Here is a 15364-nt window from a genome sequence, read left to right on the forward strand (position 1 = left end):
GATTATAGCGATGGTTTCTTCGCTGTGCCATCCGAAAAGTCCGAAACGCTCATACGAAGGAACGTAGCGGCGAAAAGGTCCGGCGGCAGCGGCAGGCTGACGATGTAGCCTTGCATCTGCTCACAACCTTCAGCCGCCAGAAACGCTTGCTGGGCCGGCGTTTCCACACCTTCGGCAATGATGGTGAATTGCATGCTGTGCCCCAGGGCAATAATGGCGCGCACGATCGCCGCATCGTGTGGGTCGTCGGGCAGGCCACGGACGAAGGATTGGTCGATCTTCAGGAAGTCCAGCGGCAGGCGTTTCAGGTAGCTGAGGGACGAATAGCCGGTGCCGAAGTCATCAATGGCCAGTTGCACGCCCAGATGCTTGAGCTGGTGCAGCACCTCCAGCGCCTCTTCGGCCTGGCTCATGATGAAGTTTTCGGTGATCTCCAGTTGCAGGCAGCCAGGCTCCAGGCGGTTGTCCCGCAGCAGTTGCTCGATGCGCGCCAGCAGGTTGGGGTGGCGCAGTTGCGCGCCGGCGAGGTTGACGGACAGCGGGCCGAAGTCATCAAAAATTTCTCGCCAGTCGTGCATCTGTCGGCAGGCCTGCTCCAGTACCCAGTCGCCAATCTGCAGGATCATGCCGTTCTCTTCGGCCAGGGCAATGAAGTGCTCGGGCGGCACTTCGCCGAAGGTGGGGTGGCGCCAGCGAATCAGGGCTTCGGCGCCGATCAGTTGTTGGGTGTCGAGGCTGAGTTTCGGCTGGTAATAGAGAGACAATTCGTCGCGCTCGATCGCTCGGCGCAGTTCGTGTTCCAGGGCCACGCGCTCGTTGGCCTGGGCGGTGAGGTCCTGGGTGTAGCTTTCGACGCGGTTGCGGCCCTTGGCCTTGGAGCGGTACATGGCGGCGTCGGCGTTTTTGACCAGGGTGGCGACGTCGTTGCCGTCCCGTGGGTACAGGCTGGTGCCGATGCTGGCGCTGATGAAGAACTCATGCTCGCCCGCCTGGAATGGTGGAGTGAAGCAGGCCAGCAGCTTATTGGCCAGGTGTTCGGCGTCGCTGGCTTGTTGCAGGCCGGGCAGCAGGATGATGAATTCGTCACCGCCCAGGCGGGCGACGGTGTCGACGTCTCGCAGTTGTTCCTTGAGGCGCACGGCGATGTCCTTGAGCAGCAGGTCGCCAATCGGGTGGCCGAGGCTGTCGTTGATGTGTTTGAAGCGGTCGAGGTCGAGGAACAGCACGGCGCCCTGGCTGCCGGTTTCCTGTTGGTTGTTGAGGGCGGCTTGCAGGCGGCTTTCAAACAGGGTGCGGTTGGGCAGGCCGGTCAGCGGGTCGTGGTGGGCCTGGTAATCGAGGCGCGCCTGGGCGTGCTTGAGGCTGGAGATGTCGGCAAACACGGCGACGAAGTGGGTGATCGACTCCTCGCGGTTGCGCACGGCGCTGATGGTCAGCCAGCTGGGGTACAGCTCGCCGCTCTTGCGCCGGTTGGAGATCTCGCCTTGCCAGTGGCCGTTGGCCGTCAGTTGGTGCCACATGGCCGCGTAGAAGGCGCTGTCGTGCAGGCCCGAGGCAAGCAGGCGCGGGGTTTGGCCGAGGGCCTCGGCTTCGCTGTAGCCGGTGATCTCGCTGAAGGCGCGGTTCACGGCGCTGATATTTTGCCGGGTGTCGGTGATCAGTACGCCTTCGGCCGTGCTCTCGAACACGGTGGCGGCCTGTTGCAGTTTTTCCTGCATCAGTTGGCGTTCGGTGATGTCCCGGGCGATGGTCAGCATGCAGTCGTCGTCGCCGATGGGCAGCGGGCGGCTGGAGACTTCACACAGGCGAATTTCGCCGTCGCTGCGGCGGATGTGGCAGACAAAGTCGCGGACAAATCCATCCCGTTGCAGTCGCTCCAACATATCTTTGCGTTCGTTCAGGTCGACCCAGATCCCGAGGTCCAGGGTTGACTGGTCCAGCGACATCACGCTGTTGAAGCCGGTAATTCGACTGAATCCTTCGTTGACCTCAATCAGCAAACCGTCGCTTTGGCGGGACAACAGCAGGCCGTCGGGAGAGGCATGAAAGGCCTTGGCGAATTTCTCTTCGGAGGTCTGCAGTCGCTGCTGGGTTTCTTTCAGCTGGGTGATGTCACGCACCACCACGACCAGGGCTTCGGTGGTATCCAGTTGAAAGGGTTCGGCGGAGATCAGTCCGGTGAAGGCCTGGCCGTTGCTGCGCAGGAAGGGCATTTCCAGGTTGCGGATGCTGGTGGTCTGTACCCGTTGCAGCAGGCCGGGGCCTACGCCCTGGATGCCCCAGATATTCAGTTCAGTGGCGGTTTTTCCTACGACTGCTTCGGCGCTCAGGCCAATCTGGTCTTCGAATGCCTTATTGACCTCCATCAGGCAGCCGTCCGACAGCCGGGCGATGACCAGGATGTCCGGGCATTGCTGGAACACAGAGGCGAATTTCTGTTCCGAAAGCTGCAACGCTTCCTCGGTGCGCTTGGCCTCGCTGATGTCGATCATCAGGCCGCGCAGCACGGGCTCGTGGCCGTGTTCGATCAGGCTGACGATGTCCCGCACCCACAGGCAGCGTCCATCGGCGGTGATCACCCGGTAGTCGACACTGTGGTCGCGGTTGGCCCGGGTTTCGGCGTAGCAATAGGATTCGGTGCGGGTCAGGTCCGCGGGGTGGATGATGTTGCGCCAGAAGCCCGGGATCAGCCAGTGGGCACGGGGGTAACCCAGCAGTTCCTCGGCGTGGGGCGACACGTAGCTGTAGGTGAAATCGCTGATGCTGGCTTCCCAGGCGATCGCGGAAAGGCTCTCCACCAGGCCGCGATAGTGGTATTCGCTGCTGCGCAGTTCCTGTTCGAGGGCGACCCGGCGGGAAATTTCCGAGCTGAGCCGACGATTGATCCGAATAACCACGGCCAGCACGATGCTCAGCAACAGCACGGCAGGCAACCCGTAGAGCAGCACATCCGTCCAGAGCGTGCGGTGGTCGATGACGTTGCCGACCCAGCGCTGCTGGATGGCCTCGGTCTCAGACGGGCTGATGTCGGCCAGGACTTTATCGAGGATGCCCACCAGCATCTTGTCGTCCTTGGGTACGCCCATGGCCAACTGATAGCGGTAAGGCGTTTCGCCGCTGATGTACAGGCCTTCCAGCTTGAGTTGACGCAGGCTCCACACGCTGGACGCCAGATCGCCCACTACGGCGTCGACCTTGTCGGTGGCCAGGGCCTGCAGCGTAGCGCTGACATTGGGCATGGCCACCAGGTTGAGGTCCGGGTGGTGAGTGCGCAGCAGTTCATGGGGCGCGTAGTTTTCCACCACGGCCACCTTCAACCCGTACAGGTCTTTGAGGCTGCGTGGTTGCGGGCCGCCTTCGTGGGCGAGGATGACGATGGGGAAGTCGAGATAAGGCCGGGTAAACGACAGGAAACCCTGGCGTTCCGGTGTGGACATGATGCCCGGCAGCAGGTCGAGCTGGTTGTTGCGGGCCTGTTCCAGCACGGCGCTCCAGTTCACCGGCTCGATCAGTTTGATCCTGACGCCAAGGCGATCCTGCATCAGCCGCACATAATCAGCGGCCAGGCCCTGGTAGCGACCATCTTCATCGCGGTATTCAAAGGGTGGCCAAGAGGCGTCGACGCCCAGGCGCAACTCTTGGTGGTCCGCCAGCCAGCCACGCTCTTCATCGGTGAGAGTCAACGCGCCAGCCGTTGCGGTCCAGGTCAGCAGCGACAGCAGTAACACGGTCGGCAATCTGGGCATAACGGTCTCGTTATGGCACGGGGAATGTTTCGAGTGTAGACGGGCATTGCGGGGGAGGGGAGGCAGCGAGGATTTAATCTGTAGAAGCAAAAACCCCGGCCTGGGCCGGGGTTTTTGTGATCACTCGTCGAGGAAGGAGCGCAAATGCTCGCTTCTCGTCGGGTGGCGCAGCTTGCGCAGCGCCTTGGCTTCGATCTGACGAATCCGCTCACGGGTAACGTCGAACTGCTTACCAACCTCCTCAAGGGTGTGGTCGGTATTCATGTCGATGCCGAAGCGCATGCGCAGTACCTTGGCTTCACGGGCAGTGAGGCCGGACAGTACGTCGCGAGTCGCTTCTTTCAGGCTCTCAACGGTAGCAACATCGATTGGCGACTGCATGGTCGAATCTTCGATGAAGTCACCCAGATGGGAGTCTTCGTCATCACCGATCGGGGTTTCCATGGAGATCGGCTCTTTAGCGATCTTCAATACCTTGCGGATTTTATCCTCAGGCATTTCCATGCGTTCGCCCAACTCTTCCGGGGTCGGTTCGCGACCCATTTCCTGCAACATCTGCCGGGAGATACGGTTGAGCTTGTTGATCGTCTCGATCATGTGCACCGGAATACGGATGGTGCGGGCCTGGTCGGCGATCGAGCGAGTGATCGCCTGACGGATCCACCAGGTGGCATAAGTCGAGAACTTGTAGCCGCGACGGTATTCGAACTTGTCCACCGCTTTCATCAAGCCGATGTTGCCTTCCTGGATCAGATCGAGGAATTGCAGGCCACGGTTGGTGTACTTCTTGGCGATGGAGATCACCAGACGCAAGTTCGCTTCAACCATCTCTTTCTTCGCGCGGCGGGCCTTGGCCTCACCGATCGACATGCGACGGTTGATGTCCTTGATCTCGGCAATCGTCAGACCGGTTTCAGTCTGCAATGCAGTCAGCTTCTGCTGGCAACGAACGATGTCGGCCTGGAAGCGACCAATGGCTTCAGCGTATTTGCTTTTGCCTTTGGCCAGTGCGTCGGTCCAGCTTTCGTCGACTTCGTTGCCAGGGAACTGGCGCAGGAAGTCGGCACGCGGCATGCGCGCATCACGGACACAGAGCTGCATGATCGCACGCTCTTGTGCACGCAGACGCTCAAGGGCGCTACGAACCCGCTCAACCAGGCCTTCGAATTGCTTCGGTACCAGTTTGATCGGCATGAAGAGTTCAGCCAGGGCCAGCAATTCAGCAGTTGCCTGCTTGCTGCCGCGACCGTGCTTCTTCAGGGCCTTGCGAGCCAGTTCCATCTGATCGGAGACCGCGCCAAAGCGCTGGGCTGCGATGATCGGATCCGGACCGCTTTCGACTTCTTCTTCGTCATCGGTGCTGGCTTCAGCTTCGTCGTCGTCGGTGTCGTCGTCTGCTTTCGCAGCCTTGGCATCGATCGGTGGCGGAATTTCAGCCGCAGGTGGCGCAATGCCGTCGTCCGGGTCGATATAACCGCTCAGGACGTCGGACAGGCGGCCACCTTCGGTGGTGACGCGAGTGTACTCGGAGAGAATGTGGTCAACCGTGCCTGGGAAGTGCGCGATTGCGCCCATCACTTCACGGATGCCCTCTTCGATACGCTTGGCGATTTCGATTTCGCCTTCACGTGTCAGCAGCTCTACCGTACCCATTTCGCGCATATACATGCGCACAGGGTCAGTCGTGCGACCGATGTCGGTCTCGACCGCTGCCAACGCGGCGGCTGCTTCTTCAGCGGCTGCCTCGTCGGTATCGGCGTCGGCCAACATAAGGGCGTCCGCATCCGGAGCACTCTCGTGTACGGGGATCCCCATGTCATTAATCATGCGGATGATGTCTTCCACCTGCTCTGGATCTGAAATATCCTCAGGCAGGTGGTCGTTGACCTCTGCGTAAGTCAGATACTTCTGCTCACGACCAAGGGTGATCAACTCTTTGATACGAGACTGCTGTTGCGCTTTTCCGGACATAACACCCTATCCACTGAAGGTCTTGGCGGGCAAAAAACAAGCCGAGGATTATACCCGAGCTATGACCTCACACGCCAGCTGAGGTCGGGTTTGATGCGGAAACATTGCGACTTAAAAGGTCGCGCAGTTGATTTTTCTCTTCGGCGGTCAATTCACTCTGACGCGCTTTTCGAAGAAGTTGTTCCAGGTTTCGCTCGCGTTGACGAGCTACCAAGCTAGTAATGGTGTCGAAAAACTGTTGTTCAAGGTTATCGCCATCAATCAGCCATTCCTTTTCTGCCAATGCCTTCAGCAAACGGCCCTGTTCGGTGCCGTGCCAGCGTGCAATCAGCTGGAATGAGTTTAGCTTAGGATTCTTCTGTACGGCTTCGAGCAGGGCCACCAACAGTTGCGTATTGGTGTGGTCTTCGGCCGCAAAGTGCCCCGCATCCTCGACTTTTTGTGCCAGTTGCGGGTGGTGCAAAAGTGTACGCAGGGCTGCCATGGTGGGCGGCTCTACTGCTGCTGGGACGCGTGGGCCGCGCGGTTCGTCACGGTCACCGCCACGTTTGCCGTTTTTGTCCCAGGGTTTCTTGTCCCATTTCTTGCCGCCGGCGCCGGGTTTCTTCGGTGTCCACTCCTGCTGGGGCGTGTAGGCCTCCTGCGGTTGGTGGAAGTCGGAGTAGTCCGGCATGGCGTCGTAATCCATGCCCGGGTCGTAGGCCGGCGGCGCCTCTTGCGGCGCGCTGCGGGCCAGCTGGCTGACGGCCTCGCCACTCAAGCCGGTGATTTCCAGCAGGCGCTGGCGCATCAGGGTGCGCAGGTTGGCGCCCGGAACCTTGTCGATCAGCGGTGCCGCGAGGGTGACCATGTGGGCCTTGCCCTCGAGGGAGCGCGGGTCGGACTCTTCGGTCAGTTGCTGGAAAAAGTAATCGGCCAGCGGTTGTGCGTGTTGGTTGATGCGCGCGCGGAACGCGTCGGTGCCTTCGGAGCGGACCAGGGTGTCCGGGTCTTCGCCTTCGGGCAGGAACAGGAAGCGTGCGCGCCGCCCGTCCTGCAGGCTCGACAGGGTCGACTCAAGGGCACGCCACGCTGCGTTGCGGCCGGCCTGGTCGCCGTCGAAGCAAAACAGTACGTTGGGCACCACGCGAAACAGGCGCTTCAAGTGCTCTTCGCTGGTCGCGGTGCCCAGGGTCGCCACGGCGTTGCGCAAACCTTGCTGGGCCAGGGCAATCACGTCCATATAGCCTTCAACCACGATGATTTCGTCGAGGTTGCGGTTGTTCTTGCGCGCCTCAAACAGGCCGTAGAGTTCCTGGCCTTTATGAAACACCGGGGTTTCCGGTGAGTTCAGGTATTTGGGCTTGTCGTCCCCCAGCACCCGGCCGCCAAACGCGATGATGCGGCCGCGGCTGTCGCGGATCGGGAACATCACGCGGTCGCGGAAACGGTCATAACGCTTGCCGGTCTCGGCGTTTTCCACCAACAGGCCGGCGTCGATCATGGCTTTTTGCTGCAGGGTGTCGCTGCTCAGGTGCTTGTACAGGTTGTCCCAGCCCGGCGGGGCGAAGCCGAGGCCGAAGTCGCGGGCGATTTCACCGGTCAGGCCGCGGCCCTTGAGGTAATCGACGGCGGCTTTGCGCTGCGGGTGGCTTTTCAGTGCCTGGCGGTAAAAGTCGGCAGCAGCGGTAAGCAGCGGGTACAGCGGCGAATCGGTGGGTTGCCGCGGTTTGTGCGGGCGGCCACTTTCTTCGCGGGGGATTTCCATGCCGGCGGCTTTCGCCAGTTCCTCGACGGCCTGGGGGAAGTCCAGGTTGTCGTGGTCCATGATGAAGCCGAGGGCGTTGCCGCCAGCGCCGCAGCCGAAGCAGTAGTAGAACTGCTTGTCGGGGCTGACGCTGAACGACGGAGTCTTTTCCTTGTGGAACGGGCAGCAGGCGGTGTAGTTCTTGCCGGCCTTTTTCATCTGCAGGCGCGAGCTGACAACATCGACGATGTCGGTGCGGTTCAGAAGGTCGTCAATAAAGCTCTGGGGAATTAGCCCGGCCATGGCGTTCTCGTCATCACTGCGTGTAAAAGAGGGCCCGCAAAGTGCTCAAGGCGCGCGTGTTGTGCGGCTCGATCTACTGTCGTCTGCTTGGTCTGTCAGGAAGTGTATCTGCCGAACATTCACTGACGTTAGTTCCGATCAGTGCCCGGCGTAGAAATGTTGCCCGGGAGTCCGGTCTTGGCCATGTGGGGGCCTCGGAAGCTCATCGGTGGGCGCAGCCGACCTGTTGATCGCCTGTTAAAAAATAAGTGTGCTCGTCAGTAGCCTTGTTAGGCTCGTCAGAAGAGACGTGCACCGCTGGCAAAAGAGCCAGTCCTGACGTGTGAAGCAGTTCGTTTCAGTCGCGTGTGCGGCGTCAACGGTGAAGCATCAAGCGATATCCGCAAATGCCAACAGCCCGGCTGAGGGCCGGGCTTGGCAGAAGCTTGCTACGAACGTCTGTGTATTAGTACAGACGAACGGCGCGGCGCTGCTCGCGCTGAACTTTCTTGGCGTGACGCTTAACAGCGGCTGCTGCTTTACGCTTACGCTCAGAAGTTGGCTTCTCGTAAAATTCGCGGCTACGAACTTCAGCCAGAACACCGGCTTTTTCGCAGGAGCGCTTGAAACGACGCAGAGCTACGTCGAAGGGTTCGTTCTCTTTTACTTTGACGGCTGGCATCCAGAGCTACCTTCTTTCATTACCGGGAATCAACGTTCTCGTCGCAAAAAATTCGCGGCTGAGGTCGTCGGTTTTTAAGGGTTGCGGATGTTAACCCCTCATTGCCCGGAATGCAAAGCCTCTGATCGAAAACCGCTAGTCGGGAGGGGGAGTGGCGACTATTATGCGCGCCTTCGAATTCAGCCTCTACAAGGCGCAAACCCATGCTAGTTCTGGGATTAGAAACCTCGTGCGACGAAACCGGTGTCGCACTTTACGACAGTGAACGCGGGCTTTTGGCCGACGCACTGTTCAGTCAGATCGACCTGCATCGCGCCTATGGCGGCGTGGTGCCGGAGCTGGCCAGCCGTGATCATGTGAAACGCATGCTGCCATTGATTCGCCAGGTGTTGGACGAGGCCGGCTGCGTGCCGACCGAGATCGACGCCATTGCCTATACCGCAGGCCCCGGATTGGTCGGAGCCCTGCTGGTTGGGGCCTCTTGCGCCCAGGCGCTGGCATTTGCCTGGGGCATTCCGGCCCTTGGTGTGCACCACATGGAAGGCCATTTATTGGCACCGATGCTGGAAGAAAACCCGCCAGCGTTCCCGTTCGTCGCTTTGTTGGTTTCAGGCGGCCATACGCAGCTGGTTCAGGTCGACGGAATCGGTCAATACACGCTGCTGGGCGAAAGCCTGGACGACGCTGCCGGTGAAGCTTTCGACAAGACTGCGAAGATGATGGGCCTTAATTATCCGGGCGGCCCGGAAATCGCCCGCTTGGCAGAAAAAGGCGTTCCGGGGCGCTATACCTTCCCGCGCCCGATGTGCGATCGCCCTGGCCTGATGTTCAGTTTCAGCGGCCTGAAAACCTCTGCCCTGAACACCTGGCAGCAGAGCGTCAGCGCCGGAGACGACAGTGAGCAAGCCCGTTGCGACATCTCGCTGGCGTTCCAGCAGGCCGTGGTGGAGACTTTGACCATCAAGTGCAAGCGGGCCCTGAAGCAGGCGGGCATGAAGCGCCTGGTGATCGCGGGCGGCGTCAGCGCGAACAAGGCGCTGCGCAGCTCCCTGGAGAAAATGCTCGGCGACATGAAGGGCGACGTGTTTTATGCGCGTCCCGAATTCTGCACCGACAACGGTGCGATGATCGCCTATGCCGGTTGCCAGCGTTTGCAGGCCGGGCAGCATGAAAGCCTGGCAATCAGCGTGCAGGCGCGCTGGCCGATGGAGCAGTTGCCGCCGCTGTAACGGGCGAACGTGAGCCGGGTTCACCGGGCGTATTTAAAAATGCCGTTCGCGCCCGGCAAACAGGTCGCGTAAATTGCCCCGGTGGCGCCAGACGATCAGCAGAGTGAGCACGCTCATCGGCACCAGCGCCTCCGGTTCCTGCCACGCCAGCAACGGCAGGGTCAGGGGCGTGGCGATGAGGGCGGCCAGCGAGCTGGTGCGTGTCAGGTAGAACGTCAGCAGCCAGGCCAGGATGGCCAGCAGCGCCGCCGGTGGGTAGATCCCCAGCAGCATGCCGGCCGCCGTCGCAACGCCTTTACCGCCGCGAAAGCGAAAGTACAGCGGGAACAGGTGGCCGAGCACCGCGCAGACGCCGATCCAGGCTTGCTGTTGCAGCGACAGCCCGGCGAGATCGGCGATCAGCACCGGCAGCAGGCCCTTGCAGACGTCGCCGAACAGCGTGAGTACGGCGAGTTTCTTGCCGGCCAGGCGCAACATATTGGTGGCGCCGGCATTGCCTGAGCCACTCATTCGCGGGTCGGGATTTCCCGTCAGGCGGCTGAGCAAAATGGCGAAGGACAGCGAGCCGAGCAGGTAGGCGAGAGTCGCCAGTAACCAAAACATGCTAACTATTCCGGGCGAGGACGCCCTGATTCTAACGGGGCATCGCGCCCTTGTCGTGCAGCGGAGAAGAGTGCTTGGACAGAGTGTTTATCGAAGGCCTGGAAGTCGACACCGTGATCGGGGCCTACGACTGGGAGCGCGGTATCCGGCAATGCCTGCGTCTGGACCTGAGCTTCGCCTGGGATAACCGCCCGGCCGCTGCCGGTGATGACCTGACCCTGGCGCTGGATTACGCGAGCGTGTCCGCGCGGATCCAGGCCTTTGCCGAGCAGGCGCAATTCCAGCTGGTGGAAACCTTCGCCGAGCGCCTGGCTGAAGTGTTGATGAGTGAGTTCCAGATTCCCTGGCTGCACCTCAAACTGACCAAGCCCGGCGCCGTACCGGCCGCCAAGGGTGTGGGCGTGGAGATCGAGCGCGGATGTCGCTAACTCAGGTTTACCTTGGTCTTGGCAGTAACATCGAGCGTGAGGCCCATTTGCACGCTGGCCTTGATGCGCTGGCGGGTTTCCTGACGCAGATGCGCTGTTCGCCGGTGTTTGAAAGCCAGCCTGTGGGCATCAAGAGCGGGCCATTCTTCAATCTGGTGGTGTCGGCGTATACCGACCTGCCGTTGATGGAGCTGGACCGCCGGCTGAAATTCATCGAGGCCGACAATGGCCGCTACGCCCCGGATCGCAAAGGCTTGCCGCTGGACATCGACGTGCTGCTGTATGGCGAGCTGGTGGGTAACTTCGATGGCCTGATCCTGCCCCGGGCCGAAATCCTGAAGAACGCGTTTGTGCTGTGGCCGCTGTCGTTGATGGCGCCGCAGCGTGTGCATCCTGAGGTGGGCAAGTCATTTGCCGCGCTGTGGCAGGATGCACACATTGACCAGGTACTGGCGCCGGTCGCGTTCGAATGGCGGGATCAGCCGTTGACGCCGGACTCGCTCTTGTAGGCTTTTAGCGCCTTGAGCCGTTCGCGTTTCAGCGCTTCGCCCAGTTCGGGACCTTTGTAGCCTTGTTCCAGTAGCGGTGCGACGGCCACACCTCTGGCCGCCAGCGCCGCACCGCGCAAATAATCTGCTTGTGGATAACTTCTCTGCTCAAGGCCCTTGCGCCCGCGGGCGTCCATCTCGCATGCCACCACAAACTCTTCAAAGCGTTGCGGGCGACGGTAAACGTCGAAGCTTTGCAGCAACTCCAGCAATGTCGAGGGCCTCAGCTCCAGTGCGCGGTGGCCGTGGGTGTGATATTCGCCCACCAGCAACGCCAACTCCTGGCAATCCCTTGGCACCTTGAAGCGTTCGTTCATCGCCTTGATCAGCTTCACGCCGCGTTGCTCATGAGCGATGTGCTGCGGCAACTTATCCACAGGCGTGAGCCCCTTGCCCAGATCGTGCAGCAGGCAGGCCCAGCGGACGGTCAACGGTTGGGCATGGATGGCTGCCTGTTCCAGCACGCTCAATGTGTGCACGCCGGTATCGATTTCGGGGTGATGGGCCTCGGGTTGCGGCACGCCAAACAGTGCGTCGATTTCCGGCATCAGGGTTTTCAGGGCGCCGCAATCGCGCAGCACCTGGATAAACACCTGTGGCTGGTTTTCCATCAATGCGCGGGAAATCTCCTTCCAGCTGCGTTCGGGCGTCAAGGCTTCCAGTTCGCCCGACGCGCTGAGTTCGCGCATCAGTTCCAGGGTTTCGGGCGCTACCGTAAAGCCGAGGCCGGCATAGCGCGCGGCAAAGCGGGCAACGCGCAGGACACGCAGTGGATCTTCGGCAAACGCCGGGGAAACGTGACGCAGAATGCGTGCGTCCAGATCCTGCTGGCCGTGATAAGGGTCGGTCAGGTTGCCCGCGTCATCCTCGGCCATGGCGTTGATGGTCAGGTCGCGGCGGATCAGGTCTTCTTCCAGGGTAACTTCGGGGCTGGCGTGAAACACAAAGCCGCCATAACCCCGGCCGCTCTTGCGCTCCGTGCGGGCGAGGGCGTACTCGTCACCATTTTTCGGGTCAAGAAATACCGGGAAGTCCGAACCCACAGGCTTGTAGCCCAGGGCGAGCATTTCTTCAGTGGTAGCGCCGACTACGACACGGTCGATATCGGTAACGGGGATGCCCAGCAGGCGATCACGTACCGCACCACCGACTTTGTAGATTTGCATGAAAAAGCCTCCATTAGCGGCACAGGATAACGCCTGCGGCCCGCCAATGGAGGCTTTGCCGTTTCACAGATGTACGACTGCCAGGTCCAGGCGGCCGTAATCGTTATCGCCGTGTTCGTTGCGGGGCGGAACATGGTGGGTTTTCATCACCTGGTCGCCTTGCAGCGTCTCCAGGTGGATATCGAACCCCCACAGCCGGTGCAGGTGCTTGAGAACCTCCTCAGTGGACTCTCCCAGCGGTTTGCGGTCGTGCTGCTGGTGGCGCAGGGTCAGCGAGCGGTCGCCGCGTACGTCGATGCTGTAGATCTGCACATTGGGTTCGCGGTTGCCCAGGTTGTACTGCGCCGCGAGGGTTTCGCGGATGGTGCGGTAACCCGGCTCATCGTGGATCGCCGGCACCAGCAGGTCGTCCTTGAGGTCGTCGTCCATGATGCTGAACAGCTTGAGGTCTCGAATCACCTGGGGGGACAGGTACTGCAGGATGAAGCTCTCATCCTTGAAGCTGCTCATGGCGAACTTGATGGTCGACAGCCAATCGCTGCCGGCAATCTCCGGGAACCAGCGGCGGTCTTCTTCGGTAGGGTGCTCGCACATGCGCCGGATATCGCGGTACATCGCAAAGCCCAATGCATACGGGTTGATACCGCTGTAGTAGGGGCTGTCGAAGCCCGGCTGGAAGACCACGCTGGTGTGGGACGTCAGGAACTCCATCATGAAACCGTCGGTGACCAGGCCTTCGTCATACAGGTCGTTCATCAGGGTGTAGTGCCAGAACGTGGCCCAGCCTTCGTTCATCACCTGGGTCTGGCGTTGTGGGTAGAAATACTGGGCGATCTTGCGCACGATCCGCACGATTTCCCGCTGCCAGGGCTCCAGCAATGGCGCGTGCTTTTCGATGAAATACAGGATGTTTTCCTGAGGTTCGGCGGGGAAGCGCGCATTGTCCTTGTCGTTGTTCTTGCCGGCGCGTTTGGGAATGGTGCGCCACAGGTCGTTGATCTGCTTTTGCAGATGCTCTTCACGGTCCTTCTGGCGCAGCCGTTCTTCTTCGGCGGAAATCGGATACGGGCGTTTGTAGCGGTCGACGCCGTAGTTCATCAGGGCATGGCAGGAGTCCAGCAGGTCTTCCACCGCGTCGATGCCGTGGCGCTCCTCGCACTGCATGATGTACTGCTTGGCGAATACCAGGTAATCGATGATCGAGCTGGCATCGGTCCAGGTGCGGAACAGGTAGTTACCCTTGAAGAAGCTGTTATGCCCGTAGCACGCGTGGGCCACCACCAGCGCCTGCATGCAGATGGTGTTTTCTTCCATCAGGTAGGCGATGCACGGGTCGGAGTTGATGACGATTTCGTAGGCCAGGCCCATCTGGCCGCGGGTGTAGGACTTTTCAGTGCTGAGGAAGTGTTTGCCGTAGGACCAGTGGTGATAGCCCAGGGGCATGCCCACGGACGCATAGGCATCCATCATCTGTTCGGCGGTGATCACTTCGATCTGGTTGGGGTAGGTATCCAGGGCATAACCCGCCGCGATGCGGCTGATTTCCCGGTCATAGGCCTGGATCAGTTCGAAGGTCCATTCGGACCCCGTGGATATGGGTTGGCGCTTATGCTCTTTGGCGGTCATGTCACTAACCTGCGCTGGAAGAGTTCACGGAAGACCGGATAGATATCGCCGGCCGAGACCAATTGTTGCTGGGCGAAGGTGTCAGCGAAGGCTTCGCTGATGCGCTCGTATTCGAACCACAGGGCCTGATGCTCGCGCGGGGTGATTTCGACGTAGGTGTAGTACTGCACGAACGGCATGATCTGGTTGATCAGGATGTCGCGGCAGATCGGCGAGTCGTCGTTCCAGTTGTCGCCGTCGGAAGCCTGGGCGGCGTAGATGTTCCACTCGTTGGCCGGATAGCGTTCGGCCATGATTTCCTGCATCAGCTTCAAGGCGCTGGAGACGATGGTGCCGCCGGTTTCCCGCGAGTAGAAGAATTCCTCCTCGTCGACTTCCCTGGCGCTGGTGTGATGGCGGATGAACACCACATCGATCTTGTCGTAGTTACGCTTGAGAAACAGGTACAGCAGGATGAAGAAGCGCTTGGCGATGTCCTTGGTCGCCTGGGTCATGGAGCCGGACACGTCCATCAGGCAGAACATCACCGCCTTGGAACTGGGATTGGGTTGCTTGACCAGCAGGTTGTACTTCAGGTCGAAGGTGTCGAGAAACGGCACGCGATGGATTCGCGCGCTGAGTTTGGCGATTTCGGCTTCAATTTCCTGGATATCGCCGAAGTTGTCCGGCTCTTCGCGTTTCAGGCGTTCCAGTTCCGCCTTGGCATCCCGCAGTTTTGCCCGGCTGCTGCCAGACAAGGCGATACGTCGCGCATGGGCCGAGCGCAGGGTGCGGATGATGTTGATCCGTGACGGGTTGCCTTCGTTGCTGATCCCGGCACGCACGGTCTTGAAGGTGTCGGTACCGGTCAGGTTGCGTTTGACCAGGTTGGGCAGTTCCAGGTCTTCGAACATGAACTCCAGGAACTCTTCCTGGGTGATCTGGAACACGAACTCATCCATGCCTTCGCCGGAGTTACCGGCCTTGCCCGGGCCTTTGCCGCCCGCGCCGCCCTGGGGCCGCTGGATATGTTCGCCGCTGGTGAATTCCTTGTTGCCGGGATGCACGACGGTCTGTTTGCCGCCCCGGCCGTGGTGCAGCACCGGTTCATCGATGTCGCGTCCGGGGATGCTGATCTGTTCGCCATGCTCCATATCGGTGATGGAACGGCGGCTGACGGCCTCTTCGACGGCCTTTTTGATGTGGTCACGGTAACGCCGCAGGAACCGCTGGCGGTTTACCGTGCTCTTGTTCTTGCCATTGAGACGTCGGTCGATCACATAGCTCATGCAGGAGCCCTCCGGGCAGCTTCAAGTTACAAGCTTCAAGCGGCAAGCTGGAAGCTTAAAGACAAGCGGTCGATTGCCAGGCTGTCCGG

Annotated in this window: 11 protein-coding genes; 3 read left to right on the plus strand and 8 right to left on the minus strand. The window is 60.5% G+C overall.

The window, feature by feature from the left end; translation table 11 throughout:
* Positions 1-2 precede the first annotated feature (2 nt).
* From HX869_RS12975 to rpsU, 4 genes are all read right to left on the minus strand, one after another.
* Positions 3-3746, minus strand: a complete 3744-nt coding sequence (locus HX869_RS12975) for a bifunctional diguanylate cyclase/phosphodiesterase (RefSeq protein ID WP_178903161.1) — start codon at positions 3744-3746, stop codon at positions 3-5.
* Between the two features lie 120 nt (positions 3747-3866).
* The gene (gene rpoD / locus HX869_RS12980; protein ID WP_003211014.1) at positions 3867-5717 is read right to left on the minus strand and encodes an RNA polymerase sigma factor RpoD; all 1851 of its coding nucleotides are present in this window, start codon (positions 5715-5717) and stop codon (positions 3867-3869) included.
* A 67-nt stretch (positions 5718-5784) separates the two neighbouring features.
* Entirely contained in the window at positions 5785-7746 is a 1962-nt protein-coding gene (gene dnaG, locus HX869_RS12985; protein WP_003211012.1) for a DNA primase, read from the minus strand.
* A 445-nt stretch (positions 7747-8191) separates the two neighbouring features.
* Positions 8192-8407, minus strand: coding sequence for a 30S ribosomal protein S21 (gene rpsU, locus HX869_RS12990; RefSeq protein ID WP_002551877.1), 216 nt, complete (start codon positions 8405-8407; stop codon positions 8192-8194).
* A gap of 203 nt (positions 8408-8610) precedes the next feature.
* On the opposite strand from rpsU, the gene tsaD reads away from it, so the two are divergent.
* On the plus strand, positions 8611-9636 hold the full coding sequence (gene tsaD / locus HX869_RS12995; protein ID WP_087694726.1) for a tRNA (adenosine(37)-N6)-threonylcarbamoyltransferase complex transferase subunit TsaD: 1026 nt from the start codon (positions 8611-8613) through the stop codon (positions 9634-9636).
* Positions 9637-9669: 33 nt separating this feature from the next.
* Here the strand turns inward: tsaD and plsY are convergent, their stop codons facing one another.
* Positions 9670-10239, minus strand: a complete 570-nt coding sequence (gene plsY / locus HX869_RS13000; RefSeq protein WP_003211009.1) for a glycerol-3-phosphate 1-O-acyltransferase PlsY — start codon at positions 10237-10239, stop codon at positions 9670-9672.
* Between the two features lie 74 nt (positions 10240-10313).
* Between plsY and folB the strand changes: the two genes are divergently transcribed.
* Positions 10314-10667 (plus strand): dihydroneopterin aldolase, encoded by a 354-nt coding sequence (gene folB, locus HX869_RS13005; RefSeq protein ID WP_003211007.1) that lies wholly within the window; start codon positions 10314-10316, stop codon positions 10665-10667.
* On the plus strand, positions 10658-11176 hold the full coding sequence (gene folK / locus HX869_RS13010) for a 2-amino-4-hydroxy-6-hydroxymethyldihydropteridine diphosphokinase (RefSeq protein ID WP_003211005.1): 519 nt from the start codon (positions 10658-10660) through the stop codon (positions 11174-11176). Before folB ends, folK begins: the two co-directional genes overlap by 10 nt.
* Here the strand turns inward: folK and HX869_RS13015 are convergent.
* From HX869_RS13015 to HX869_RS13025, 3 genes are all read right to left on the minus strand, one after another.
* Entirely contained in the window at positions 11146-12381 is a 1236-nt protein-coding gene (locus tag HX869_RS13015; RefSeq protein ID WP_008434412.1) for a multifunctional CCA addition/repair protein, read from the minus strand. The two genes, folK and HX869_RS13015, sit on opposite strands and share 31 nt — an antisense overlap.
* Before the next feature lie 63 nt (positions 12382-12444).
* Positions 12445-14007: a SpoVR family protein gene (locus HX869_RS13020; protein WP_003211001.1), complete on the minus strand. Its 1563-nt coding sequence runs from the start codon at positions 14005-14007 to the stop codon at positions 12445-12447.
* The gene (locus HX869_RS13025; protein ID WP_003211000.1) at positions 14004-15275 is read right to left on the minus strand and encodes a YeaH/YhbH family protein; all 1272 of its coding nucleotides are present in this window, start codon (positions 15273-15275) and stop codon (positions 14004-14006) included. The genes HX869_RS13020 and HX869_RS13025 overlap by 4 nt, the downstream gene beginning before the upstream one ends.
* Between the last annotated feature and the right edge of the window lie 89 nt (positions 15276-15364).

It is taken from the genome of Pseudomonas sp. P7779, assembly GCF_013386315.1.
Lineage (GTDB): Bacteria > Pseudomonadota > Gammaproteobacteria > Pseudomonadales > Pseudomonadaceae > Aquipseudomonas.